The 23381-nt window shown below is 68.7% G+C and carries 21 protein-coding genes; 5 read left to right on the top strand and 16 right to left on the bottom strand.

The window, feature by feature from the left end:
- Position 1: 1 nt before the first annotated feature.
- Entirely contained in the window at positions 2–604 is a 603-nt protein-coding gene (locus ACHAA4_RS14350) for a TIGR03085 family metal-binding protein (protein WP_435774860.1), read from the bottom strand.
- A gap of 52 nt (positions 605–656) precedes the next feature.
- On the opposite strand from ACHAA4_RS14350, the gene ACHAA4_RS14345 reads away from it, so the two are divergent.
- The gene (locus ACHAA4_RS14345; protein ID WP_435774859.1) at positions 657–1205 is read left to right on the top strand and encodes a TspO/MBR family protein; all 549 of its coding nucleotides are present in this window, start codon (positions 657–659) and stop codon (positions 1203–1205) included.
- Between the two features lie 28 nt (positions 1206–1233).
- On the opposite strand, the gene ACHAA4_RS14340 is transcribed toward ACHAA4_RS14345, so the two are convergent.
- The 3 genes from ACHAA4_RS14340 to ACHAA4_RS14330 are packed head-to-tail and all read right to left on the bottom strand — an operon-like array spanning position 1234 to position 4270.
- Positions 1234–1494 (bottom strand): glutaredoxin domain-containing protein, encoded by a 261-nt coding sequence (locus ACHAA4_RS14340; protein ID WP_435774858.1) that lies wholly within the window; start codon positions 1492–1494, stop codon positions 1234–1236.
- 15 nt (positions 1495–1509) lie between these two features.
- Positions 1510–2739: a MalY/PatB family protein gene (locus ACHAA4_RS14335; RefSeq protein ID WP_435774857.1), complete on the bottom strand. Its 1230-nt coding sequence runs from the start codon at positions 2737–2739 to the stop codon at positions 1510–1512.
- A 4-nt stretch (positions 2740–2743) separates the two neighbouring features.
- Complete coding sequence (locus ACHAA4_RS14330) at positions 2744–4270, bottom strand: TIGR01777 family oxidoreductase (protein ID WP_435774856.1); 1527 nt, start codon at positions 4268–4270, stop codon at positions 2744–2746.
- Positions 4271–4377: 107 nt separating this feature from the next.
- Here ACHAA4_RS14330 and ACHAA4_RS14325 point away from each other — a divergent pair, with 107 nt between their 5' ends.
- From ACHAA4_RS14325 to ACHAA4_RS14315, 3 genes are all read left to right on the top strand, one after another.
- Positions 4378–4755 carry an HNH endonuclease gene (locus tag ACHAA4_RS14325; protein ID WP_435774855.1) on the top strand — a complete coding sequence of 126 codons (378 nt, stop codon included), beginning with the start codon at positions 4378–4380 and terminating at the stop codon, positions 4753–4755.
- A gap of 141 nt (positions 4756–4896) precedes the next feature.
- A complete protein-coding gene (locus ACHAA4_RS14320; protein ID WP_435774909.1) occupies positions 4897–7092 on the top strand; it encodes a RecQ family ATP-dependent DNA helicase in 2196 nt (731 codons plus the stop codon).
- Positions 7093–7239: 147 nt separating this feature from the next.
- Positions 7240–8922, top strand: coding sequence for an FAD-dependent oxidoreductase (locus tag ACHAA4_RS14315; protein WP_435774854.1), 1683 nt, complete (start codon positions 7240–7242; stop codon positions 8920–8922).
- On the opposite strand, the gene ACHAA4_RS14310 is transcribed toward ACHAA4_RS14315, so the two are convergent.
- The 3 genes from ACHAA4_RS14310 to ACHAA4_RS14300 form a co-directional block, all read right to left on the bottom strand.
- On the bottom strand, positions 8900–9844 hold the full coding sequence (locus tag ACHAA4_RS14310) for a ribokinase (protein ID WP_435774853.1): 945 nt from the start codon (positions 9842–9844) through the stop codon (positions 8900–8902). The two genes, ACHAA4_RS14315 and ACHAA4_RS14310, sit on opposite strands and share 23 nt — an antisense overlap.
- Positions 9845–9886: 42 nt before the next feature.
- The gene (locus tag ACHAA4_RS14305) at positions 9887–10165 is read right to left on the bottom strand and encodes a metal-sensitive transcriptional regulator (protein ID WP_106122932.1); all 279 of its coding nucleotides are present in this window, start codon (positions 10163–10165) and stop codon (positions 9887–9889) included.
- Between the two features lie 176 nt (positions 10166–10341).
- A complete protein-coding gene (locus tag ACHAA4_RS14300) occupies positions 10342–11145 on the bottom strand; it encodes a DUF2382 domain-containing protein (protein ID WP_435774852.1) in 804 nt (267 codons plus the stop codon).
- A 453-nt stretch (positions 11146–11598) separates the two neighbouring features.
- Here ACHAA4_RS14300 and ACHAA4_RS14295 point away from each other — a divergent pair, with 453 nt between their 5' ends.
- Complete coding sequence (locus ACHAA4_RS14295; protein WP_435774851.1) at positions 11599–12984, top strand: MFS transporter; 1386 nt, start codon at positions 11599–11601, stop codon at positions 12982–12984.
- Between the two features lie 654 nt (positions 12985–13638).
- On the opposite strand, the gene ACHAA4_RS14290 is transcribed toward ACHAA4_RS14295, so the two are convergent.
- The 9 genes from ACHAA4_RS14290 to infB form a co-directional block, all read right to left on the bottom strand.
- Positions 13639–15876: a polyribonucleotide nucleotidyltransferase gene (locus ACHAA4_RS14290; RefSeq protein WP_435774850.1), complete on the bottom strand. Its 2238-nt coding sequence runs from the start codon at positions 15874–15876 to the stop codon at positions 13639–13641.
- A gap of 281 nt (positions 15877–16157) precedes the next feature.
- The gene (rpsO, locus tag ACHAA4_RS14285; protein WP_036473966.1) at positions 16158–16427 is read right to left on the bottom strand and encodes a 30S ribosomal protein S15; all 270 of its coding nucleotides are present in this window, start codon (positions 16425–16427) and stop codon (positions 16158–16160) included.
- Positions 16428–16542: 115 nt separating this feature from the next.
- Positions 16543–17442, bottom strand: coding sequence for a class I SAM-dependent methyltransferase (locus tag ACHAA4_RS14280; RefSeq protein WP_435774849.1), 900 nt, complete (start codon positions 17440–17442; stop codon positions 16543–16545).
- Positions 17443–17455: 13 nt separating this feature from the next.
- On the bottom strand, positions 17456–18466 hold the full coding sequence (locus ACHAA4_RS14275; RefSeq protein WP_435774848.1) for a bifunctional riboflavin kinase/FAD synthetase: 1011 nt from the start codon (positions 18464–18466) through the stop codon (positions 17456–17458).
- A complete protein-coding gene (locus ACHAA4_RS14270) occupies positions 18463–18933 on the bottom strand; it encodes a hypothetical protein (RefSeq protein ID WP_435774847.1) in 471 nt (156 codons plus the stop codon). The genes ACHAA4_RS14275 and ACHAA4_RS14270 overlap by 4 nt, the downstream gene beginning before the upstream one ends.
- Positions 18915–19271: a hypothetical protein gene (locus tag ACHAA4_RS14265; protein ID WP_435774908.1), complete on the bottom strand. Its 357-nt coding sequence runs from the start codon at positions 19269–19271 to the stop codon at positions 18915–18917. Before ACHAA4_RS14265 ends, ACHAA4_RS14270 begins: the two co-directional genes overlap by 19 nt.
- Before the next feature lie 5 nt (positions 19272–19276).
- The gene (gene truB, locus ACHAA4_RS14260) at positions 19277–20293 is read right to left on the bottom strand and encodes a tRNA pseudouridine(55) synthase TruB (RefSeq protein ID WP_435774846.1); all 1017 of its coding nucleotides are present in this window, start codon (positions 20291–20293) and stop codon (positions 19277–19279) included.
- A gap of 27 nt (positions 20294–20320) precedes the next feature.
- Positions 20321–20830: a 30S ribosome-binding factor RbfA gene (gene rbfA, locus ACHAA4_RS14255; RefSeq protein WP_435774845.1), complete on the bottom strand. Its 510-nt coding sequence runs from the start codon at positions 20828–20830 to the stop codon at positions 20321–20323.
- 142 nt (positions 20831–20972) lie between these two features.
- The coding region (gene infB / locus ACHAA4_RS14250; protein WP_435774844.1) for a translation initiation factor IF-2 at positions 20973–23381 on the bottom strand (2409 nt) is incomplete at its 5' end.

Raw genomic sequence — 23381 nt, 5'->3', positions numbered from 1 at the left:
CTCAGCCCTCGCTGATGCTGACCTGGGCCTTCTCCTCACGGCCGAAGGCCCAGAGCAGCAGCTCCTCCGGTGCGCCCGTGATCTTGCGCGCCGGAGCGGGGGCCGGGCCTGAGGTCGTCGAGCCGTAGCCGGGGCTCTCGAAGGTGATGCGCCGCTTCGCCTTCCGGGCGGCCATGGGGAACATCATGGCTCCCTGCTTCCAGAGGCGGCGGCGCAGCTTCTCGGAGATGCTGCGCGGGTTCGTCGGATCGAAATCCGGCTGCGCGCGCAGCACGTCCTCGGTGTGGATGTAGAACTCCGCGGTGTTCATCATGTCGTTGAGCGGGGGGAAGTTCTGCGGGAAGTACGCCGGCGGTCCGGCCTGGGCCCGGTTCACCAGCGACTCGTACCCGGTGCCGCGAAGATTCTGCAGCGCTTTGCTCGCGCGGTCTCCGACCAGTGGGAGGCTCGGACCGACGAGGAGATCTGGTCGCGAGTCGCGGATCACGATGTGCAGCGCGAGGTCTTCGGCGGCCCACCCTTCGCAGAGCGTCGGGGCGTCGGCGGGGACACTGCGCAGGGCAGTGACCAGGGCGTTGCGTTGCTCAGAGGCTGTGGAGGTCATAGGCCCAAGTGTATGGTCGGGTGCACCACTTGGGTACGGAAGGACCATCGAGATGTCACAGCGCACCCACACCGCCACCACGACGAACGATCCTCATGGCACCCCGGACTCCACACTGAAACAGCTGATCGCGTTGATCCTCTTCGTCGGGATCCCGCAGGCCGTGGGATTCCTGGGCAGCATGCTCACCGCCGATCAGACCGACGGCTGGTACGCCGATGCGGACAAGGCCGCCTGGACCCCGCCGGATGCGGTCTTCGGCCCGGTCTGGACCGTGCTCTACCTGCTCATGGGCATCGGCGCCTGGCTGATCTGGCGGCGTCGGCACAGCGTCAACGCCACCCCGGCGCTGGCCCTGTTCGTGGGACAGCTGGTGCTCAACAGCATCTGGTCCCCGCTGTTCTTCGGCGGCTACCCGCTCTTCGGGACCGCAGCGCTCTGGGCCGCGATGGTGCTGATCGTGGTGCTGATCGTCGCGATCGCGCTGACCATCTGGTGGTTCTGGCCGATCTCCCGGCTGGGCGCGGCGCTGCTGCTGCCGTACCTGGCGTGGACGCTGTATGCCTCCACGCTGAACTTCTACATCGCGCTGATGAACTGACCAGCCCGCATCGAGGGACCGGGGCTGCTCAGTCGGCGAGCAGCAGCTCCCGGAGCTTGGCGTCGACGTCGGCGTTGGAGGGCTCCACCTGGTGTGAGCCGTCGGGATAGACGACCACCGGGATCTGCTTGCGCCCGGAGATCTCCTCGGCCACCTTGGCCGCGGCGACGTCCTGCTCCAAGTCGATGTAGTCGTAGTCCAGCTCGAGCGCATCGAGCTGAGCCTTGGTGCGACGGCAGTCTCCGCACCACTGCGCGCCGAACATCCGGATCTTTGTCGGTGAAGTCATCTCTCCATTGTCCTCTCAGATGCCGCCCGGCGCTGACACCCGGGCTGGGGCGTCTGAGACGGCGCGGCCCATCCGGGTGATCGCTTCGGTGAGGACAGCCTGGTTGGTCGCGATGTTGAGCCGGACATGACCGGCGCCTCCGGTCCCGAAGATGTGCCCCGAGCTCAGCGCCACCCGGCCCCGCTCCAGGAACATCCGCGCAGGACCTTCCAATTCCGTGACCACGGCGGGTCCGGAGCCGTTGGAGCGCTCCGCGAGCCCCAGTTCCCGGCAGTCCAGCCAAGCCAGATAGGTCCCCTGCATCGGCGTCCAGCGCAGCTGCGGAAGATGCTCGCGCAGCAGCTCGCCCAGCAGCCTGCGGTTCTCCTGGAGTCCGCCGAGCAGGGCGTCGAGCCACTGGTCCCCATGGGTGAACGCGGCGGTGTGCGCGATGACCCCGAGGTAGGAGGCGCCGTGGCCGACTTCCTCGGGCATCCGGCGCAGGTCCGCGGCCGCCTCCGGCCCTGCCACTGCCAGCGCGGCCTTCAGTCCCGCGAGATTCCAGCCCTTGGTCGCAGACATCAGGGAGAATGCGTCCTCCGCCCCGGGCACGCTCAGGTAGGGGGTGAACCGCGCCCCGGCCAGCACCAGCGGGGCGTGGATCTCATCGACCACGACTCGGACCCCGTAGGACCGCGCCAGGCTGGCCACGGCGGCGAGCTCCTCGCGTGAATGCACGGTCCCGGTCGGGTTGTGCGGATTGCACAGCAGGTAGGCGACCCGGCCGCCGTCGGCGGAGGCCGTGCTGAAGACACCCTCCAGCACCTGGAGATCGATGCGGTGATCGGCTCCCAGCGGCGCTTCGACCACCCGGCGATCGTCATGGCTGATGTAGGCGTAGAAGGGTGCATAGACCGGAGAGTTCACCACCACGGCGTCTCCGGGCGAGGTGACCAGCCGCAGCACCTCGACGACGCCATTCATCACGTCGGGCACGGCGGCAGTCCGCTCCGGATCCAGCTTCGACCAGCCCCACCGGCGCTGGGCGAACCCGCTCAGCGACTCTGCGAACTCTGAACCAGCCGGGTACCCGGTGTCGCCGATGGAGATGGCATGATGCAGCGCGGCAGAGACCTCTTCGGCCAGCAGCACGTCCATCTCCGCGACCCAGAGCGGGAGCACATCCTCAGGGTGTGCCCGCCACTTTGCGCTGCGGCGCTGCCGGAGCTGGTGGAGGGAGAGCTGTTCCAGCGGATTCGGCTGCATCGGATCAGCTGCCCAACACGTGCTCGAGCGCCTCCTGCAGGGTGTGGTGGCGGAACGCGTAGCCCAGGGACTGGGCCTTCACCGAGGTGACCTGCTGATCCGCGCCGACGATCTCCCTGGCACCCTGCTCGCCGAGCACCAGCTTCGGGCCGAAGGCCGGCACCGGGATGGCTGAGGGGCGGCGCATGACCGCGGCGAGGGTCTTCGAATACTGCTTCGCGGTCACCGGTTCCGGTCCCACGCCGTTGACCGGGCCTTCCGCGTGCGGGTTCAGCGCCAGGTGCACGAAGAGCGAGGCGATGTCGTCGATGCTGATCCAGCTCTGCCACTCCTTGTCTCCGAGCGGTCCGCCGGCGCCGACGGTGTAGAGCGGGAGCAGCTGGGACAGAGCGCCACCCGCGGGGGTCTGTACGATCCCGGTGCGGACGATCCCGACCCGGACTCCGGCCTTCTTCGCCGGTGCGGTGCTCTCCTCCCACTGCTTGCAGACCTCGGCGAGGTAGTCGGTGCCTGCCGGTGAGTCCTCGGTGAGGATCGCGCTGCGCAATGACCGGTCCTCCGGCGTCGCGCCGTAGTAGCCGATGGCGGAGCTGCTGATCAGCACCCGGCCGCGCTTGTCGGACTCCTCCAGGTGCGCCAGCGTGGTGGCGATCAGGGAGGTGCCCTCCACGCGGGAGTCCAGCACCTTCTTCTTATGCTCTTCGGTGAACCGGGCGGCCAGCGGGTGTCCGGCCAGGTGGATGACCGCGTCCACGTCGCGCAGCGACTCGGGGTCCAGGGTGCCGGCCTCGGGGTCCCAGGTGATCTCGCCGGCTTTCGCGCTGGCGGAGCCGCCGCTGCCGCGGACCATCCGGCGGACCTCGATTCCGGCGCCGCCGAGCAGCGCACAGACCTGACGTCCGATCAGCCCGGTGGCGCCGCTGACCGCGACAACCTTGATCGGGGCGGCCTCGGGCACGTGGTGGGGATCCTGGTTCAGCTGCGAGGCCAGGCGTCCGTGGGACTGGTGGAAGGCGAGGTCGTCGCTGCTCTGCCGGCCGCGGAAGGCGAAAATCCGGTTCAGCTCGGCCTCGAACTGGTTGGCGACCAGCTTCTGCGCGGCGGCGGGGAGCTTGCCCACCAGGGGCAGCTCATAGGTGACCTTTTCGCGCAGGACCATCCCGGCGCCGTCGTCCTCGAAGCTGCGGTCATGCCGCCAGGACTTCGCAGGTCCAGAGATCATCTCGTCGGAGAAGCCGTGACCGGGCTGGAAGTTCGTGTGCCGCGAGCGCCACTTGGTGTAGCCGCGCACCGGCAGCGAGCTGGCCGATCCGGCCATATCCGCCAGCGAGGACAGCGTGGTGCCGAAGAAGCTGGGCATGTTGATCCCGAGCACCGATTCCGACCCGTCCTGCAGACCGTTGGTGGGCTCCTCGATCACCCGACCGGCGAAGGGCGGGTGCAGCCGCACCAGCGCACCGGGACGGGCGTACCAGTCGAAGACGTCTTCACGGGAGAAGGGCAGGTGGGTCTCGTACTCGAAGATCGGCATAATGCCTCCTGATAGACCTGACGCGGCAGCTTAGCCGGAACGCTACCAGGCCTCACTGCCCGCTGTCTGGGAGTTTCTCCGGGTGGCCGCGGTGCTAATCTCGGGCCATGCCGGTGAAGAACACTCGTCGCGCCCGCGCGGCCCGACGGCGGACCAAGCGCGTCGCCGCCTCGGGAAGCGACCTGACGAACGACCAGTGGTTTCGCATTCTTCAGGCGTGGGCCTGCTGCGCCTACTGCGGGGCCGAGGGGGCTCCGCTGCAGAAGGACTGCGTCTCCCCCATCTCGCGCGGCGGCCGCTACACGATCGAGAACGTCGTGCCGGCCTGCGCCTCGTGCAACGCGAGCAAGTCCAACGACGAGGTCACCTCCTGGATGCGACGACGGCGGATGGACGAGCCCGCGTTCCTGCGCCGCTGGGTCGAGTTCACCCGGGCGCTGCGAGTGGAGGATGCTGCCGCAGACGATGACCCGGCGATGAGCTGACCACACGTCCTTGGCGCCCTGTCGTGGGGCTTCGCGCCGGTGTCCCGGAGCCACCCGCAGCCGTGTCACCAGGTGCTCGAGTCCGTGTCACCAGGCGCTGGCGCCCGTGTCCTAGCGCTGTGACAGAGTGGTCCCGTGAGCATCTCCAGCACGAACACCGCCAGCCCTGACTCCTCCGCCGCCGAGCACGATCCGGCCTTCTACACCGAGGCCCGCGAGCGCCTGGCCGCGCTGGCCGGAGCCGAGGTGGACTTCCGCGAGGGCCAGTTCGAGGCGATCTCCGCGCTGGTCCAACAACGACGCCGGGTCCTGGTGGTGCAGAAGACCGGTTGGGGCAAGTCTGCGGTCTACTTCCTCGCCGCTCACCTGCTGCGCAGCCGCGGACGCGGGGTCAGCCTGATCGTGTCCCCGCTGATCGCGCTGATGCGTGACCAGATCGCCGCCGCCACCCGCGCCGGGGTGCGCGCCCAGGCGGTCAGCTCCGCCAACGCCCACGAATGGGACTCCATCATGGAATCCCTGCGCAACGACGAGCTCGACGTGCTCCTGATCTCCCCCGAACGCCTCGCCAACCCGCGCTTCCGCGACGAGGTGCTCCCCGGCCTGCTGCAGCGCATGGGCATGCTGGTCGTCGATGAGGCCCACTGCATCTCCGACTGGGGCCACGACTTCCGGCCCGACTACCGGCGCATCGGCGAGATCGTGCGCAACCTCCCTGCCGAGGTCCCGGTGCTGGCCACCACCGCCACCGCGAACTCTCGGGTGGTCGACGACATCGCCGCGCAGCTGACCCCCGCCGGGGAACCCGCCGAACGATCCACCGGGGAATCTGCCGGAGCCCAGCAGGCGGACAAGGAGGTCATGGTGCTGCGCGGCACGCTCAGCCGCGAATCCCTGCGCCTGGGCGTCCTCTCGCTGCCCGACTCCGAGCAGCGCATCGCCTGGCTGACCCAGCACCTGCAAGACCTCACCGGCAGCGGGATCGTCTACGCGCTGACCATCTCCCAGGCCACGGACCTCGCCGCGCACCTGAACGCCCACGGCTATAAGGTCGCCGCCTACACCGGACAGACCGACCCGGATGAGCGCCAGCAGCTCGAACAGGCACTCAAGGACAACACCGTCAAGGCGCTGATCGCGACCAGCGCACTGGGCATGGGCTTCGACAAGCCCGACCTCGGCTTCGTGGTCCACCTCGGCGCGCCCTCCTCCCCGGTCTCCTACTACCAGCAGATCGGCCGTGCCGGACGCGCGGTGGACAGCGCCGATGTCCTCCTGATGCCCGGCAAGGAGGACATCCGCATCTGGGAGTACTTCGCCCAGGCGTCCATGCCCACCCAGGAACGCGCCGACGCCGTGCTCGGCGCCCTCTCCCCCGAGACCACGCTCTCAGTGGCCAAGCTCGAGGCCATGGTGGAGATCCGCCGCTCGCCGCTGGAGCTGCTGCTCAAGGTCCTGGAGGTCGACGGCAGCGTCCGTCGGGTCTCCGGCGGCTGGCTCTCCACCGGACGCCCCTGGACCTACGACGCTGAGCGCTACGACACCATCCTGGCGATGCGCCGGGCCGAGCAGCAGCTCATGCTCGACTATGAGCGGCTCCCCGCCGGGGTCTGCCGGATGGTCTTCCTGGCCCATGCGCTCGACGACGAGGAAGCCCAGCCCTGCGGCCGTTGTGACACCTGCGCAGACACCTGGTTCCCGCACGACGTCTCCCAGTCGGCGCTGGCCGAGGCCAAGGACAGCCTCGACCGGGTCGGTCTGGAGATCGCGCCGCGCAAGCAGTGGCCCACCGGGCTCAACGCGCTGGGCATCGATCTCAAGGGCAAGCTTCCGGCCGAGGCGCAGGCTCAGCCCGGTCGCGCTCTCGCCCGGTTGAGTGATCTGGGCTGGGGCACCCCGGTCCGCGAGGCGCTCCAGGGACAGGACGCCGAGGTCTCCGAGCAGCTCGTGCGCGGAGCGATCCGGGTGCTGGCCGAATGGGGATGGGCCCGGCGACCCGACGTCGTCGTCTCGATGCCCTCCCGGACACATCCGGTGCTGGTGGACTCCATCGCCCGGGCGCTGGCGGAGGTCGGACGGCTGCCCTATGCCGGGTCCCTGGAATGGGTCGACGGCGGCCCGACCAGCACCCCCGACACCAACAGCGCCTTCCGGCTGGCAGGACTGCTGAGGAAGTTCGCGGTGCCCCGAGAGCTCGCCGAGCAGATCAACGGCGCCTCGGTGCTGCTCGTGGATGACGAGGTCGTCTCGCGCTGGACGCTCACCGTGGCGGCGCGGGAGCTGCGCTCGGCGGGGGCGGCAGAGGTGCTGCCCTTCGCGCTGGGCATGCGCGGCTGAGTCAGGCGCTGAAACTGGCACTGCGGGTGCCGGAAAGGGTGTGCAGGGGCGTGAATGCTGGATACTCCCAGCTCCACCGACCAGGATGAGGACCATCGCTGGGACTGCGCTCCTGGCCACCGGCAGCACCCTCTGGAAGGACCACCTGTGAACTCGCAGAGCCCGCATACTGCCCATGAGCCCTCCACCACCCATCGCTCGGTCTGGCTGGACACCTACTCCCCGGAGTCCATCCCCACCGATTCCTTCACCGAGGGCGCGCACTATGACACGGTCGTCGCCGGTGCCGGGCTGACCGGTCTGACGACCGCCGTGTTGCTCGCCCGCGCTGGGCACAAGGTCGCGGTGCTGGAGGCCCGCGCGGTCGGGGTCGTCGCGACCGGCAACACCACCGCGAAACTCTCGCTGCTGCAGGGCACCACCCTCTCCAGCGTCCGCAAGCACCACTCCGATGAGGTGCTGCAGGCCTACGTGGACGGCAACCACGAGGGCGCCTCCTGGCTTCTCCGCTACATGGACGAACACAAGGTGCCGTATCAGCAGCGCACCGCCTACACCTACGCCACCACTGAATCTGGTCTCTCCTCCGTGCAGCAGGAGTTCGAGGCCTGCCAGACCGCGGGCCTGCCGGTGACCTGGACCGACCAGACCGACATGCCGTTCGACGTTCTCGGAGCCGTATCCTTGGCCAAGCAGACCCAGTTCCACCCGATGGAGGTCCTGGCCGCGCTTGCCGCCGAGCTGCGCCATCGGGGCGGGGAGCTCATCGAAGGAGTGCGGGTCACCGGGGCGACCTCCAACGGCTCCCCCGGCTCCGACGATGCCGCCGCTGCTGACGCAGCCGACTTTGCCGGTTCCGGCCCGACAGCCGCCTCATCGACGACGCCTCGGGCCTCTGCGGAGGACGACACCGAAGGCTCCCCGCTGGACCCCGCGGTGGATGAGGCGCCGCTGACCATCGCCACCTCCCAGGGCCCGGTGACGGCTGCGCGGCTGATGCTCGCCACCGGAGTCCCGGTGCTCGACCGCGGCGGCTACTTCGCCAAGCTCAAGCCCAACCGCTCCTACGCGATGACCTACCGGGTGCCCGGCGCGCCGGCCAGCATCCCGAAGGGCATGTACCTCAGCGCTGACGCCCCCGGCCGGACCCTGCGCACCGTCCCGGTCAACGGCGAGGAGCTGCTGCTGATCGGCGGCAACGACCACGTCGTAGGCCGCTCCGCCTCCGAGCGCGCCGCCGTGGAGGACCTCGAAGCCTGGGCGCAGGAGCATTTCCCGGGGGCCCGGCGCACCCATGTGTGGTCTGCCCAGGACTACCGGACCGCCCAGTACGTCCCGTTCTTCGGCACGCTGCCCCGCGGCGGCGGACGGATCTACCTGGCCACCGGGTACAACAAATGGGGCATGAGCAACGCGGTGGCCTCCGCGCTGGCGATCTCCGCGCAGATCCTCGGCGGGCACATGGCCTGGGCCGACACGCTGAGCAAGCGGACGGTCACACCGGCGGACGTGTTCACCGGGATCAAGGACAACATCGAGGTGGGCGGGACTCTGGTGGCCGGCTGGGTCGGCGCCGAGCTCCGCTCGCTGCCCGAGGAGACCCCCGCCGAGGGCGAGGGCTCGGTGGGCCGCGATCGCGGCAAACCGGTCGGGGTCTCCACCGTGGACGGTCAGACGTGCAAGGTCTCCGCGATCTGCCCCCATCTGGGTGGGGTGCTGAAGTGGAACGACGCGGCCCTGTCCTGGGACTGCCCGCTGCACGGCTCACGCTTCGCCGCAGATGGGGAGCTGCTGGAAGGGCCCGCGGTCACGGACCTGTCGCGTCTGTGACGTCCGAGGGGCCACCGAGCGGGAAGTCCCGCGGGTAGGAGGCCTGGGCGCCGAACCGGGTGGTCGCGGAGGCGGCGAACCTGGACGCAATGGCCGCCGCCCGCTCCAGGCTGTCCCCGCGGGTCAGGCGTCCGAGCAGAGCACCCGCGAAAGCATCACCGGCCCCGCTGGTGTCCACCGCGTCCACCGTCACGCTGGGGACATGCACCGGGTCCTGGCCCGCTTCGTGGAGGCTTGCTCCGTCGGCCCCGCGGGTGACGATCAGGGTCTGCAGGCCCAGCGACGCGGCGAGGTCTCCTGGTGGCGGCGTTCCCACTCGAGCGTCCCGGTCAGCACTATCCGTGGCGGTGCCGGCATAGGTCAGCAGCTGGGCGGCTTCGCCCTCGTTGACGATCACCAGGTCGACGTCGCTCAGGTCCACCGGCTCACTGCTGAGCGGCGAGGCGTTCAGCGCCACCTTGGCGCCCACGGCGCGGGCCCGTGCGGCGGCCTGCAGGACGGTCTCCAACGGGACCTCCAGGCTGAACAGGATCCAGTCGGCCCGTTCCAGCAGCTCCTGCGGGCAGTCTTGGGCCTTCAGCTCCGCGTTGGCGCCGGGGACCACCACGATGGTGTTCTCCCCGTCGGCGCGCACCGTGATGAAGGCCATCCCCTGGGCGCCGCGGCCCGGGGTGACCGCGTCGACGTGGACCCCAGTCTCGCGCAGCGAGGAGACGGCGTCAGCTCCGGCGGCGTCGGACCCGCAGCGGGCGATCAGGTGTGTCTCGGCACCGACCAGCGCGGCGGCCACGGCCTGGTTCGCGCTCTTGCCACCTGTGGCGGTCTCCGACGAAGTGGCCAGCAGCGTCTGACCGGGCTGCGGGAACTCGGGCAGCTGCGCGGTGATGTCGCGGTTCACCGATCCCATGATCAGCAGCGTCATGCCTGTCCTCTCAGGTCTGCGGCGTCACGGACGCGGCCCTGTTCAGGAGAGCGAGAGGAAGAGCTTCTCAAGCTCCTCCACGGTCAGTCCGTCCTCGGTCTCGGCGGCCGCTTCGGGGTCGGTGATGCAGAACTGCATCGCCGAGGAGACCACGCTGAATCCGGCGCGGTCCAGGGCGGTGGACACCGCGGCGAGCTGGGTGACCACATCGCGGCAGCTTCCGCCGTTCTCCACGGCGTTGATCACCGAGTCCAGCTGCCCACGAGCCCGCTTGAGGCGGTTCACGATCTTGCGCTGTGTCTCCGGATCGGCTTCTCTCATCAATCTCCCCCTGCTGCTCGCACTGATTCGTCTCTATGATGCCAGCTGCACCACCAAGTTCCGCTCTGAACAAGCGAGAGGGCTGGGTTCGGTCGCCAGGCACGACCGAGGGACCGGCTCTCCTCTCGCAGAACCGGTCCCTCGGCGCGCAGCCGCTCAACCTACGGCAGAGTTATTCAGCGCTTCGCGCCGGGCTGGCCGTCTTCTTCGACGTCGATCTCTTCCTTGCGAACTTCGCCGGAGACGGTTTCTGTGTCCTGCACAGTGCGTTTGCCGACATTGACCTTCTCGGTGGCCACAGTCTCCTTCTCGACGACGGGGCGCTCCTCCCGAAGCGTCACAGTCTCCTCTTCCCGGCCGTCCTCGTTGATGGTGCCGGCCGAGCGGGCATCGGCTGAGTTCGGGTCCACCTTCTCCCGCTCGACGACGAGCTCCTCGCGCTGGACGGGAACCTCCACGTTCTGGTGCTCGGTACGGACCCGCTTGTGCAGTCGGACCTGGCCCGCTTCGCGCTCTTCTGTGCCGACCTTGAGCCGTTCCTCATGTGCGATCATGTTGTCGGCGTTCTCGGTATCGAGTTTGGCATCCCGACCTGCGGCGTCACTGCGAGGGACATCGCCGCCCGCACCGGGGCCGTCGGCCTGCACACCGTGGCGACCCGTGCCGCGATCAGTGCTGTAGTAATCCCTGATGCTCCGCTCCTCCTCGGGGCTGAGGTGTCCGTCGTCGTCGATGTTGGGAGCATCTTTGAGGTAGCTCTTCGGGAACGGCACCCTCAGACTTCCGTTGGAGTAGTTGGTCGCGCTGAAGGGGATGAAGGTCTCCTTGGTGCCGAAAAGACCGAGGTTCACCGTCACGAACTCCGGCGCCCGGGTTTGCTCGTTGACGTAGACCTGGCCGACTGAACCGACCTTGGCACCCTCGGAGTCATAGACGTCTGCGGCCTCAAGGCCATCGAAGTCAAAGCTGTTGTTGACCATATTCAGTCACTCACCTTCCAAAACTCCCGAAGGTCGGGAGCCATTGATGTCTAGCTGACACTTCGACGCTAGGGCCCGAGTGTAGCCGCCAGGTTGACGAATGCTGTGAGCTTCCTGGGAGCAGCGGATGGTGTCAGGCCGGCCTCGATGGCGAGCGCCTTATCAGCGGGTACCCGAGGGCATGTAAGTCACGTCCGCTCCACGGGACCTGACCTCGCAGGGAGTGCGACGAGGCCACACGAGTGTGACCTGAGAGATGAACTTCACGTGACCGAAACATCGACCGGTACGCTGGAGACCTGCCCTCCTCCTGGTCCGTCTCAGCGGCGGCCTGCGCGCGGAGATGAGCAGCACTTGTGTGTATCTACCTGACCCCCGCAGAAGCCCACGGCGCCGCGGCGAGGCCAAGGCGGCACTGATCACGCCAGAGCCGACACCGGAGGATCCCCCAGCATGCCCGCGAAGAAGTACGACGACGCCCAGCCGCCCGCCGCAGAACCCGAGACTGCGCCTGGGTCCCACCCCGGGAACGAGCCTCGCACCGCGCCTGGAACCGAGCCCGGCGCGGCCCCAAGCGCCGCACCGGCCGTTGAAACCAGGCCGCGCTTCCCCGGCGCGGAGTCGCAGGTGACCCTGCGCGGCGCCGTCGGACCCGCCTACTTCCCGGTGGCCCTGCTGGCCCGTTTCCCCTACGCGATGATGGTGGTCGGGGTGCTCACCCTGGTGGTGGCCGCTCGCGACTCGATCAGCCTGGGCGGACTGACCTCGGCCATGGTCGGACTGGGCACCGCGATCTTCGGACCGCTCATCGGCGCCGCCGCGGACCGCTGGGGCCAGCGCCGGGTGCTGCTGATCGCCGGCTCCGCCAGCAGCCTCTCGCTGCTCGCGATGGCCTGGGTGGTCTACAGTCCCCTCGGCACGTGGGCCGTGCTGACCTCGGCCTTCTTCGTCGGAGCCACCGCCCCGCAGGTCCCACCGATGTCCCGCAGCCGGCTGGTGGGCGTGATCTTCCGCGAGCTGCCCCCGGCCCGGCAGCAGAAGACCATGAACTCCACGATGGCGTATGAGTCCGCGGCCGATGAGATCACCTTCGTGTTCGGCCCGGTCATCGTGGGGCTGCTCGCCGCCACACTCGGCGGCGCGGCGCCGATGATCGGCGCGGCGATCCTGACCCTGTGCTTCCTGATCACCTTCGCGCTGCACCGCACCGCGGACGTGGTGCCCAAGAACGCCGCCACGGACGTGGAGCCCGCCCCGGTGCGGTCACTGTTCGCCCCACGGCTGCTGGTGCTCATGGCCGGAGCGCTGGGCATCGGGCTGATCTTCGGGTCCACGCTGACCACGCTGACCTCTTTCATGGCCGACCTCGGCTACGCCGAACGCGCCGGACTGGTCTATGGCGCCATGGGCATCGGCTCCGCGGTCTTCGCCCTCGCCGCCGCCCTGTTCCCGGCGAGCTTCAGTCTGGAGGCGCGCTGGCTGAGCTTCGGCGGCGTGCTGCTGCTGGGCACCATCGGGCTGCAGTTCGCCTCGGCGCTGCCGATCCTGCTGCTGGTGCTGCTGGTGATGGGCGTGGGCATCGGCCCGACCCTGGTCACCCAGTTCAGCCTGGTGGCCGAGCGCAGTCCGCGCGGTCGATCCACCACGGTGATGTCGCTGCTGACCACGGCGATCGTGATCGGGCAGTCCTCGTCCTCAGCGATCACCGGGTACCTGGCCGAGGGCTACGGGACGCAGATCGCGGCGCTGGTGCCGCTGGTCGCCGCGCTGCTGATCATCCTCGCCGCCGTGGCGAACGCGCTGGGCGTCAGCAACGCGCGGGACTACTCCGGGGACTGATCCCGGGACTGATCCTCCGGTCGGTCGCTGGACTCGGACGATTCGGGCTTCCGCGGTTCGCACCCCGCCGGGCTCGCCTGGGTCGCCCGCCTCGCCGGGGTCGCCGAGCTCTCCGGGCTCGTCCGCGTCGGCGGCATCCCTCGGCCAGTCCTCCACGAGTGAGGTCCCGACAGTGTGTCCCGCTCCCCCATGAGCGTGCTCGAGATGCTCGGTGGTGCGGGTGTCCAGTGTCGGTAGGACGCCGGCGGTGCCCGCGGCCAGCACCGGGCGCAGCACGGAATCTCGCAGCGGGGAGCCGCGGCGTCGTCGTCGGAGGGCCAGCACCAGACGGACCACGATCGCCACGCCGAGCACCACCCAGAAGCCGAGGAACAGCCAACCCATCACATGATCCATGGCGCCCACCCCGCCACGCTTCAGACGCGGGCCTCCACCCTCGATTCACCATCCCCTGGGCACTTTGCGGCGCTCAGCGACCCGTCCAGGTGCGCCATACCGCCACCAATCGCCCTTTCGGTGCGGGACCACCTGCCTCGCGGCCTCCGCAGGCCACCCGCGCGCACAAAAACGGCCGGTGAGGCCCCTCAGGGGAACCTCACCGGCCGTCCTCGCGGCTCAGCCTCTCGGCTAGAGCCTTATCGAGCTAGAAGCTGATCACGCGTCGGCGTTGTCCGACTCCGAAGAGCCGTCACCTTCGACGACGGGTGCCAGGCTGAGCTTTCCGCGGTCATCGACCTTGGAGATCTCGACCTGGATGCGCTGGCCGACGCTGACGACGTCTTCGACGTCGTCCACGCGCTTGCCCTCGTTGAGCTTGCGCAGCTCGGAGATGTGCAGCAGGCCATCCTTGCCCGGGGTCAGCGAGATGAACGCGCCGAACGTGGTCAGCTTGACCACGGTGCCCAGGTACCGCTCGCCGATCTCAGGGACCTGCGGGTTGGCGATCGCGTTGACCGCGGCGCGGGCTGCCTCAGCAGCTTCGCCGTTGGTCGCGCCGATCAGCACGGTGCCGTCATCCTCGATCGAGATGTCGGTGCCGGTGTCCTCCTGGATCTGGTTGATCATCTTGCCCTTCGGGCCGATGACCTCGCCGATCTTGTCCACGGGGACCATCACCGAGATGATGCGCGGCGCGAACTCGGACATCTCATCCGGGGTGTCGATGGCAGCAGCCATGACGCTCAGGATGTGCAGCCGAGCCTCGCGGGCCTGCTTCAGCGCTGCGGAGAGCACCGAAGCCGGGATGCCGTCGAGCTTGGTGTCCAGCTGGATGGCTGTGACGAACTCGGAGGTGCCGGCGACCTTGAAGTCCATGTCGCCGAAAGCATCTTCGGCGCCGAGGATGTCGGTCAGGGCGGCGTAGCGGGTCTCACCGTCGACCTGGTCGGAGACCAGGCCCATGGCGATGCCTGCGACCGGAGCCTTCAGCGGCACACCGGCGTTGAGCATGGACAGCGTCGAGGCGCAGACCGAACCCATCGAGGTGGAGCCGTTGGAGCCCAGTGCCTCAGAGACCTGGCGGATCGCGTACGGGAACTCCTCGCGGGACGGCAGCACCGGGGTGATGGCGCGCTCAGCAAGAGCACCATGTCCGATTTCGCGGCGCTTGGGCGAACCCACACGGCCGGTCTCACCGACTGAGTACGGCGGGAAGTTGTAGTTGTGCATGTAGCGCTTGGTCTTCACCGGCGACAGCGAGTCGATGTTCTGCTCGAGCTTGAGCATGTTCAGCGTGGTGACACCCATGATCTGGGTCTCGCCGCGCTCGAAGATGGCCGAGCCGTGCACGCGGGGAAGGACCTCGACCTCGGCGGTGAGCTGGCGGATGTCCGTCAGACCGCGGCCGTCGATGCGGACCTGGTCGCGCAGGATCCGCTGGCGGATGACCTGCTTGGTCACTGCGCCGAAGGCCTTGGCGACCTCGCCGCCGCGACCCTCGAACTGCTTGCCCTCGCCGGCGAGATCCTCGCGGACCTCGGCCTTGAGCTCGGCGTCAGCAGCGTCGCGCTCCTGCTTGTCGGCGATCTGGTAGACCGCGCTCAGACGCTCTGACGCGGAGGACTCCACCGCTGCCAGCACGTCGTCCTCGTAGTCCACGAAGGTCGGGATGTCGATGGCGGGCTTGGCGGCGCGAGCTGCCAGGTCTGCCTGTGCGTCGCAGAGGACCTTGATGAACGGCTTGGCAGCCTCCAGGCCCTCGGACACGATGTCCTCGGTCGGGGCGGTGCGGCCCTGCTCCTTGATGAGCTTCCAGGAGTCATCGGTGGCCTCGGCCTCGACCATCAGCACGGCGATGTCATCGCCCACGACGCGCCCGGCGACGACCATGTTGAACACGGCGTCCTTGAGCTGCGAGTGCTTCGGGAAGGCGACCCACTGGGCGCCGGAGCCGTTGTCGATGAGTGCCACGCGGACTGCACCGATCGGGCCGGAGAACGGCAGACCGGAGAGCTGGGTGGACATCGAGGCGCCGTTGATGGCGACCACGTCGTAGAGGTCATCCGGGTTGATCGACAGGACGGTCTCGACGACCTGAACCTCGTTGCGGATGCCCTTCTTGAACGCGGGGCGCAGCGGGCGGTCGATCAGGCGGCAGGCCAGGATCGCATCGGTGGAGGGGCGACCCTCGCGACGGAAGAAGCTGCCGGGGATGCGACCTGCGGCGTACATGCGCTCTTCGACGTCGACCGTCAGCGGGAAGAAGTCGAAGCCCTCACGGGGGGACTTGCCCACCGTGGTGGCCGAGAGCAGCGTGGTGTCGTCGTCCATGGTGACTAGGACGGAACCGGCGGCCTGCTTGGCGAGGCGGCCGGTCTCGAAGGAGATGGTGCGTATACCGAATGATCCGTTGTCGATCACGGCTTCGGTGTAGTGAATCTCGGGACCCTGCATTACAGGTGTCTCCTCTCAGTTGCGTGCATTACTGGCGGGCCAGTGAGAGGAAAGGATCTGCGTACATATGGTCGGTCATCGATCGAAGCCCACGGGCCTGGCACGTGTCGTGCCTCCCGGAGGCTACTACCGAGGACCGGAACATATGAGTTCGATCCCTCTCACTGGCGGGTACGCCACCCACTAGTCTCGCATACAAAGCAGGCGGCTCCTACGGTCTTGAAGACCGTGTAAGGAGCCGCCTGTTTCGTTGCTTGGTGATCAGCGTTTGACGCTGAAGCTCATCGGCGGATACCGAGACGCTTGATCAGCGAACGGTAGCGCTCGATGTCCGTAGCAGCAAGGTACTTCAGCAGACGACGACGGCGACCCACCAGGATCATCAGACCGCGACGGGTGTGGTGATCGTGCTTGTGCACCTTCAGGTGCTCGGTGAGGTCGGAGATCCGACGCGTCAGAACCGCAACCTGAACCTCGGGTGAACCAGTGTCACCCTCGGAAGTTGCGTACTCCTTGATGATCTCCTGTTTGACAACGGGATCTAAAGCCATGGAAGAGCTCCTTCATTGTTGTACCGCGAACAGGACCGGGCTTTGCCCGTGAGGGCCAGGGACCAGTGTCAGCCACCGCGGACTGCAGCATGACGATGTCGCCTAGGCGACCTTTCTACGATACAGGAGCCCCCGGCACACGGGAAACGCTGGTGTGCAGCACGGTGAGGTACGGCAGCGCGACAGGCTCCCCCGGGGTCAGGGCGAGGTGCTCATCGAGGTACCAGTCGAGATTCTCCCGACGGCGGGCCCGGGCGGCTTCAGCGGCGGAGAGCCAGGAGCTCAGCGTGGTGGAGAGCTCGCGGATCTGCTCCGGGGTGATCTGCCGCTCCCATCGCTGCTGCGTGGTCTCCCAGGCGCCGAAGTGGGCCGGGTTCACCGGCGGGGTCCAGCAGGGACGGTAGACGTCCCCGGCGCGCATGATCCGGGTCAGCCGGTGCACCCAGGGCACCGAGGTGTCCAGGTAGTTCGCCACCACCGCCAGCACTCCCCCGGGGCGCAGGATCCGGCACACCTCCTCCTGGACCAGCGCGTCATCGAACCAGTGCCAGGCCTGGGCGGCGACGACGACGTCGCAGCTCGCCTCGGCCAGTCCGGTCGCCTCCGCCGTGGTGCGGTGCACCTGCAGCCGGGTGCGCCCGGCGTCCTGCTCAGCGCTGCGTGCGCCCAGCACCTCGGTCATCGCCACCGACGGCTCGACCGCGTGGACCTGCGCGCCCCGGGCCAGCAGCGCACGGGAGAGGATCCCGGTGCCGGCGCCGAGGTCTGCGATCACCGGCGGGGTCTCGGCGCCGCCCGAGCGGGCGGCTGCCGTCGATCCGGAGGCTCCGGTGGCACGAGCCGCGTCCACCAGCTGATCGACCACCGACTCCGGGTAGCGGGGCCGGACGGCGTCGTAGCGCCAGGCCTCCTCGAGCGAGGTGTCATCGGCGAAGGAGGCGGCCAGGCGGCGTCGTCGTTCCGGATCGCTGATCAGCGCCTGCTGCGCGGGCCGGTGTTTGGGGCGGGAGGGCACTGCCGGACCCCGTCTACTCGACGGGCAGCCGGGCGAGGACCTGGCGGGTCTGCTCCACGTCCTGGTACATCTGCTCCACGAGCTTCTCCACGCCTTCGTAGGCGACCATGCCGCGCAGGTGTTCGATGAACTCCACCCGCACGTGCTGGCCGTAGAGGTCGAAGTCCTCCACCGCCTCGGTGGGTCGGTCGATCACGTGGGACTCGACCACGCGCTCGACGCCGTGGAACGTGGGATTCGAACCCACGGAGATCGCGGCGGGCCAGCGGGTGCCGGCGGCGTCGACCAGCCAGCCGGCGTAGACGCCGTCGGCGGGGATCATGCCCTCGGAGTCGCTGCCCAGGTTCGCGGTCGGGAACCCGAGGTCGCGCCCGCGGGCGGCCCCGTGGACCACCTCGCCGAGCACGGCGTGGGGCCGTCCGAGCACCTCGGCGGCGGCGGCGACGTCTCCGGCGTCCAGGGCTTCGCGCACCCAGGTGGAGGAGCACCGGCGTTCGGTCTCGGCCACCGAGCGCCCGCTCAGCGCGAAGTCATCCACCCCGAGCACGGTGAAGCCGTAGCGGTGCCCCAGCTCGACCATGGTCTCGAAGTTCCCGGAGTTCCCGCGGCCGAAGCGCACGTCGTGGCCGATGACCACCACGGAGGCGTTCAGCGTGTCCACGAAATAGGTCTTGACGAACTCTTCCGCGGTGAGGCCGGCAAGGTCGAGGTTGTAGTGCAGCACCAGCAGGGCGTCGATGCCGGTCTCGGCGAGGCGCTGGATCTTCTCCGCGGAGCCGGTGAGCATCACCGGGGACTCGTCCGGGCGGTGGACCTGCAGCGGGTGCGGGTCGAAGGTGATCGCCACGGCCTGCGCGCCGGCGTCGGCATGCCCGTGGGCGGCGGCGACCAGACGGGTCAGGACCTCCTGGTGACCCAGGTGGACGCCGTCGAAATTGCCGATGGTCACTGCGGTGGGTCCGAGCCCGCGAGGGACCTCTTCAAGACCGTTCCAGAACTGCACGTCGCTCAGCCTATCGCTCATCCCTGGGGACCTCGTGCGGCCTCGGTGCCGGGCCGGTGTCGCAGCAGCCAGAAGAGGCCGACGAACGGAAGCAGCAGCGGGATGAACCCGTAGCCCTCACCGAAGTGGGACCAGACGGTGGCCTCGTTGAACAGCTCGGGATCCAGGTAGGTCCACAGGCCGACGCCGAGCACTCCGGTCAGCTCGACCAGCACGGCGATCAGCGCGATGAGCCAGGCGCGGGCGCCGATGCGGGCCAGGGCCAGGGTCGCGACGATGTAGACCCCGGCGGCGAACGCGCTGAGCGAGTAGGACACCGGGGAGGCGTCGAAGTCGGTGAGGATCTGATAGAGCGCCCGGGCGAAGGAGGAGACCGCGAAGATGCCGTAGGCGGTGATGATCAGCATCCCGACCCCGCGGTTGCGCGGGGTGGGTGAGGCGTTTCTCGGGGCGCCCTGCGGCGTCCGGGTCAGAGTGCGCTTCCCCACCAGATCTCCTCCAAGCGGTAGACCATCACGAACACGACGAGCCCGACGAAGCTCATCACCAGGTTGGACCAGCGGGTCTTGTCGATCATGGCCCAGATGAACACGCCCACCGGAAGCAGGAGTGCCGTGAGAATATAACCCCAGAACTCCCAGGCTTCACCGACGATCGAGGCTCCGCCGAGCTGCCGGATCCCGGCGTAGATGCCGTAGGCGAGGAGGTAGAGCTCGATGGCGGCCAGCGAGATGATCGAGGAATCCGCGGGGTGATCCCGGACTGCGGTCATCACCCAGCAGACCAGCACGGAGAGCCCACAGACGATGGTGCCTATGAGGAACATCACCGTCATCCTGCGGCTCCGGAGGGCGCTGACCCGGTGGGGGTGGTGATCGCAAAGACCAGCTCGGGCTTGGCCTGGTAGTCGATGGATTCGGAGTCCGCACCGTGGGCGGCGTCGGGTGAGGCGGAGGCGCCCTTCTTGGCGGGCACGTCGACCAGCAGCGCGACCAGCTCGCCGTCGGGGGCGAAGGCGGCGGTGAGCTGCGGGTCCTCCCCGGTGCCGGAGGCGGTGATCCGTCGGCCGTAGCCGAGGTTCTCGGTCTCCTCGGCCGTGAGCTGGCGCTTCGGGAAGAGGTGCTCGGCGGCTTCGGCGAGGCCGATGTAGCCGAAGTCCTCACCGAGCTGGTCCAGGGTCAGGGTCTGGTGGATGCTGTAGGAGCCCACCGCGGTGCGGCGCAGCGCGGTGAGGTGACCGCCGACCTCGAGCGCCTCGCCCAGATCTCGGGCCAGGGCCCGCACATAGGTGCCCGAGGAGACGCGGACCTCGATGTCGACGTCGACGAGCTTGCCGCCGTCGATCCGGCGGACGTCGAAGATCTCGAAGTGGTGCACGGTGACGCTGCGAGCCTTCAGCGCGACCTCTTCGCCGGCCCGCGCCCGGGCGTGGGCGCGCTGGCCGTCCACCTTGATCGCCGAGACCGTGGCAGGGACCTGCTGGATCGCGCCGGTGAGCTTCGCGATCTCCGCGGCGATGGCTTCCGAGCTCACCGCATTGGCGAACCGGGTCTGCAGGACCTCGCCCTCGGCGTCGTCGGTGGAGGTGGACTGACCCAGCCGCACCGTGGCGGTGTAGGTCTTGTCCACCCCGACGATATGGGTCAGCAGTCTGGTGGCGCGGTTGATCCCGACCACCAGGACTCCGGTGGCCATCGGATCCAGCGTGCCGGCATGGCCCACCTTGCGGGTCCCGGCGAGCTTTCGGATCCTCCCGACCACGTCATGGCTGGTCAGGCCGGCCGGCTTGTCCACCAGGACAAGTCCGGAGCCGACCTCCAGCTCTTCAGGCTTCTGCTTCTTCCCCATAGGTGTTCAGCCGTGGCCTATCTGCGTTCAGCGATCCGCGGCGCTGGGGCGGCCGGCGTCGTCGGAGGTCTCGGAGCCGCCCTCGGACGAACTCTCGGAGGAGTCGGGCTCCTCCTCGACCTGCCAGCGGTAGGGCTTCTCCTCCGAGGCGGGCTGGGCGTCCTTGCGCAGGGCGGCGACCTGTTCGTCCTGCTCGCGGGCCTTGCGCAGCAGGTCCTCCATGTGTGCGGCCGACTCGGGGATCTCGTCGACGACGAACTCCAGGGTCGGGGTCAGCCGGATGTTAAGCTGCCGGCCGAGCTCGTAGCGCAGCGTCCCCTGGTTCGCGGCCAGGACGGCCTCGGCACCTGCGCGGGACTCCTCGTCCGGAGCCATGACGGTGTAGTACACCGTGGAGTGCTGGAGATCGTTGGTCACGCGGGCGTCGGTGACGGTGATCAGCTCTGCGCGCTCATCCTTGACCCGGCGACGCAGCGCCTCGGCCACGATCACCTTGATGCGCTGCGCCAGTCGTGCGGCGCGTGCTGGATCTGCCATGATGCGCTCCTCTCGAAAAAATCTGGTCCCTGGCCTGGCCCCGCGTGGAGCGGGTCAGGTGGGTATGGTCTGCGGACAGCTCCGGGGACCCCGCCTGTGGCAGGGTCCCCGGAGCTGTCACCGGTGGAACCGGCGAGCTGGATCAGGAGCGCGGGATTACGCGCATCTCCCAGATCTCGATGCTGTCACCTTCGCGGATGTCGTTGAACGATCCGAGGCCGATGCCGCACTCGAAGCCCTCGCGGACCTCGGTGGCGTCGTCCTTGAACCGCTTGAGCGACTCGATGGTGAGGTTGTCGGCCACCACGTTGCCATCGCGCACCAGGCGCGCCTTGGCGTTGCGGCGCATGATGCCGGAGCGGACGATCGAACCGGCGATGCTGCCGAACTTCGAGGAGCGGAAGACCTCGCGGACCTCTGCGGTGCCCAGTGAAGCCTCTTCGTACTCGGGCTTCAGCATGCCCTTCAGGGCGGCCTCGATGTCGTCGATCGCGGCGTAGATGACCGAGTAGAAGCGCATGTCCACGCCTTCACGGTCGGCCAGGTCATTGACGCGCTCCGCAGGACGGACGTTGAAGCCGATGATCACTGCGTTGTCCACAGTGGCCAGGTTCACGTCGTTCTGCGTGATCGCACCGACGCCGCGGTGGATGACGCGCAGCTGCACATCGGCACCCACATCGATCTTGAGCAGTGCGTCTTCCAGGGCCTCCACGGCACCGGAGACGTCGCCCTTGAGGATGAGGTTGAGCGTGTCGATCTTGCCGTCGGCCACAGCCTGGTCGAAGTCTTCCAGGCTGATGCGCTTGCGGCGCTTGGCCAGCTGTGCGTTGCGCTCCACGGCTTCACGCTTCTCAGCGATCTGACGTGCAGTGCGGTCATCGGAGGTGGACAGGAAGGTGTCACCGGCGCGAGGCACCGAGGACAGACCCAGGACCTGCACCGGACGGGAGGGCAGGGCCTCCTTGACGGTCTCGCCGTGCTCGTCGAACATGGCGCGGACACGGCCGTGGGCGGTGCCGGCGACCATGTTGTCGCCCACCCGCAGGGTGCCCGACTGGACCAGCACAGTGGCCACGGCGCCGCGACCCTTGTCCAGGTTCGCTTCGATGGCCACACCGCGAGCTGCCTTGTTCGGGTTCGCGGTGAGCTCCAGGGCTGCGTCTGCGGTGAGCAGCACGGCCTCGAGGAGCTCGTCGATGTGCAGGTGCTGCAGCGCGGAGACGTTGACGAACATGGTGTCGCCGCCGTACTCCTCGGGCACCAGACCGTATTCGGCCAGCTGACCGCGGACCTTGTCCGGGGATGCGCCTTCCTTGTCCATCTTGTTGACCGCGACGACGACCGGCACGTTGGCGGCCTTCGCGTGGTTCAGCGCTTCGATGGTCTGGGGCATGACGCCGTCGTCGGCGGCCACGACCAGCACCGCGATGTCGGTGACCTTCGCACCACGAGCACGCATGGCGGTGAACGCCTCGTGACCGGGGGTATCGATGAAGGTCAGGCCGCGCTCGACGCCCTCGTGCTCGACGTGGACCTGGTAGGCACCGATGTGCTGGGTGATGCCGCCGGCTTCGCCTTCGGTCACCTTCGCGCTTCGGATCGAGTCCAGCAGGCGGGTCTTGCCGTGGTCGACGTGACCCATGACGGTCACGACGGCGGCGCGAGCGGAGAGCTCGTCGGAGCCCTCGGCTGCCAGCTCATCTTCGATGTTGATGTCGAAGGTGTTCAGCAGCTCGCGATCCTCGTCCTCCGGGGAGACGATCTGGACCGGGTAGCCCAGCTCTTCGCCCAGCAGGTGGAAGGTCTCTTCGTCGAGGGACTGGTTGGCGGTGGCCATCTCGCCGAGCTTCATCAGCACGGTGACCATCGCTGCCGGCTCGGCATTGATCTTCTCGGCGAAGTCGCCCAGCGAGGAGCCGCGGCGCAGGCGCACGGTGGTGGTGCCGTCGCCCTTGGGGACGCGCACGCCGCCGATCTCGCGGGACTGACGCTGCTCCATCTCCTGGCGCTTTGCGCGCTTCGACTTGCGAGCCTTGGCCTTGGAGCCGCCGCGACCGAAGGCACCGGCCGCGCCGCCGCGGCGAGGACCGCCGCCGCGACCGCCGCGTGGCGGACCACCGGCGGGAGCGCCTGGGCGACCACCGGCAGGTGCCGGGGTCTGGCTGGGCATCATCGAGGGCTTGGGACCACCGGGGCGTGCCGCTGCGGGGCGGGCTGCGCCGCCTGCTGCGGGAGCACCGGGGCGTGAGCCGGCTGCGCCTGCGGGGCGGGGTGCGCCGGGGCGCGGTGCGCCGCCGGGTGCACCCTGACCGCCGCGGGGACGAGGTCCGCCGCCGCGCTCATTGCGCATGCCCTGCTGGGGTGCGAACGGGTTGTTGCCCGGACGCGGGCCTGCTGGCTTGGGACCGGGGCGCGGGCCGCCGGTTCCGCCGGGACGCGGGGCCTGGCGCTCGGCGCCCATGCCCTGGCTCGGTGCGTAGGGGTTGTTGCCCGGGCGGGGACCGCCGGGCTTGGCGCCTGAACCTGCGGGCTTGGAAGCGGGCTTCTC

Origin of the sequence: Nesterenkonia maliinae, from assembly GCF_051262655.1 — a bacterium.
In the GTDB taxonomy this organism is placed as follows: domain Bacteria; phylum Actinomycetota; class Actinomycetes; order Actinomycetales; family Micrococcaceae; genus Nesterenkonia.
The sequence above is the reverse complement of the archived record's forward strand: the minus strand, read 5'-3'. Positions and strand labels throughout refer to the sequence as shown.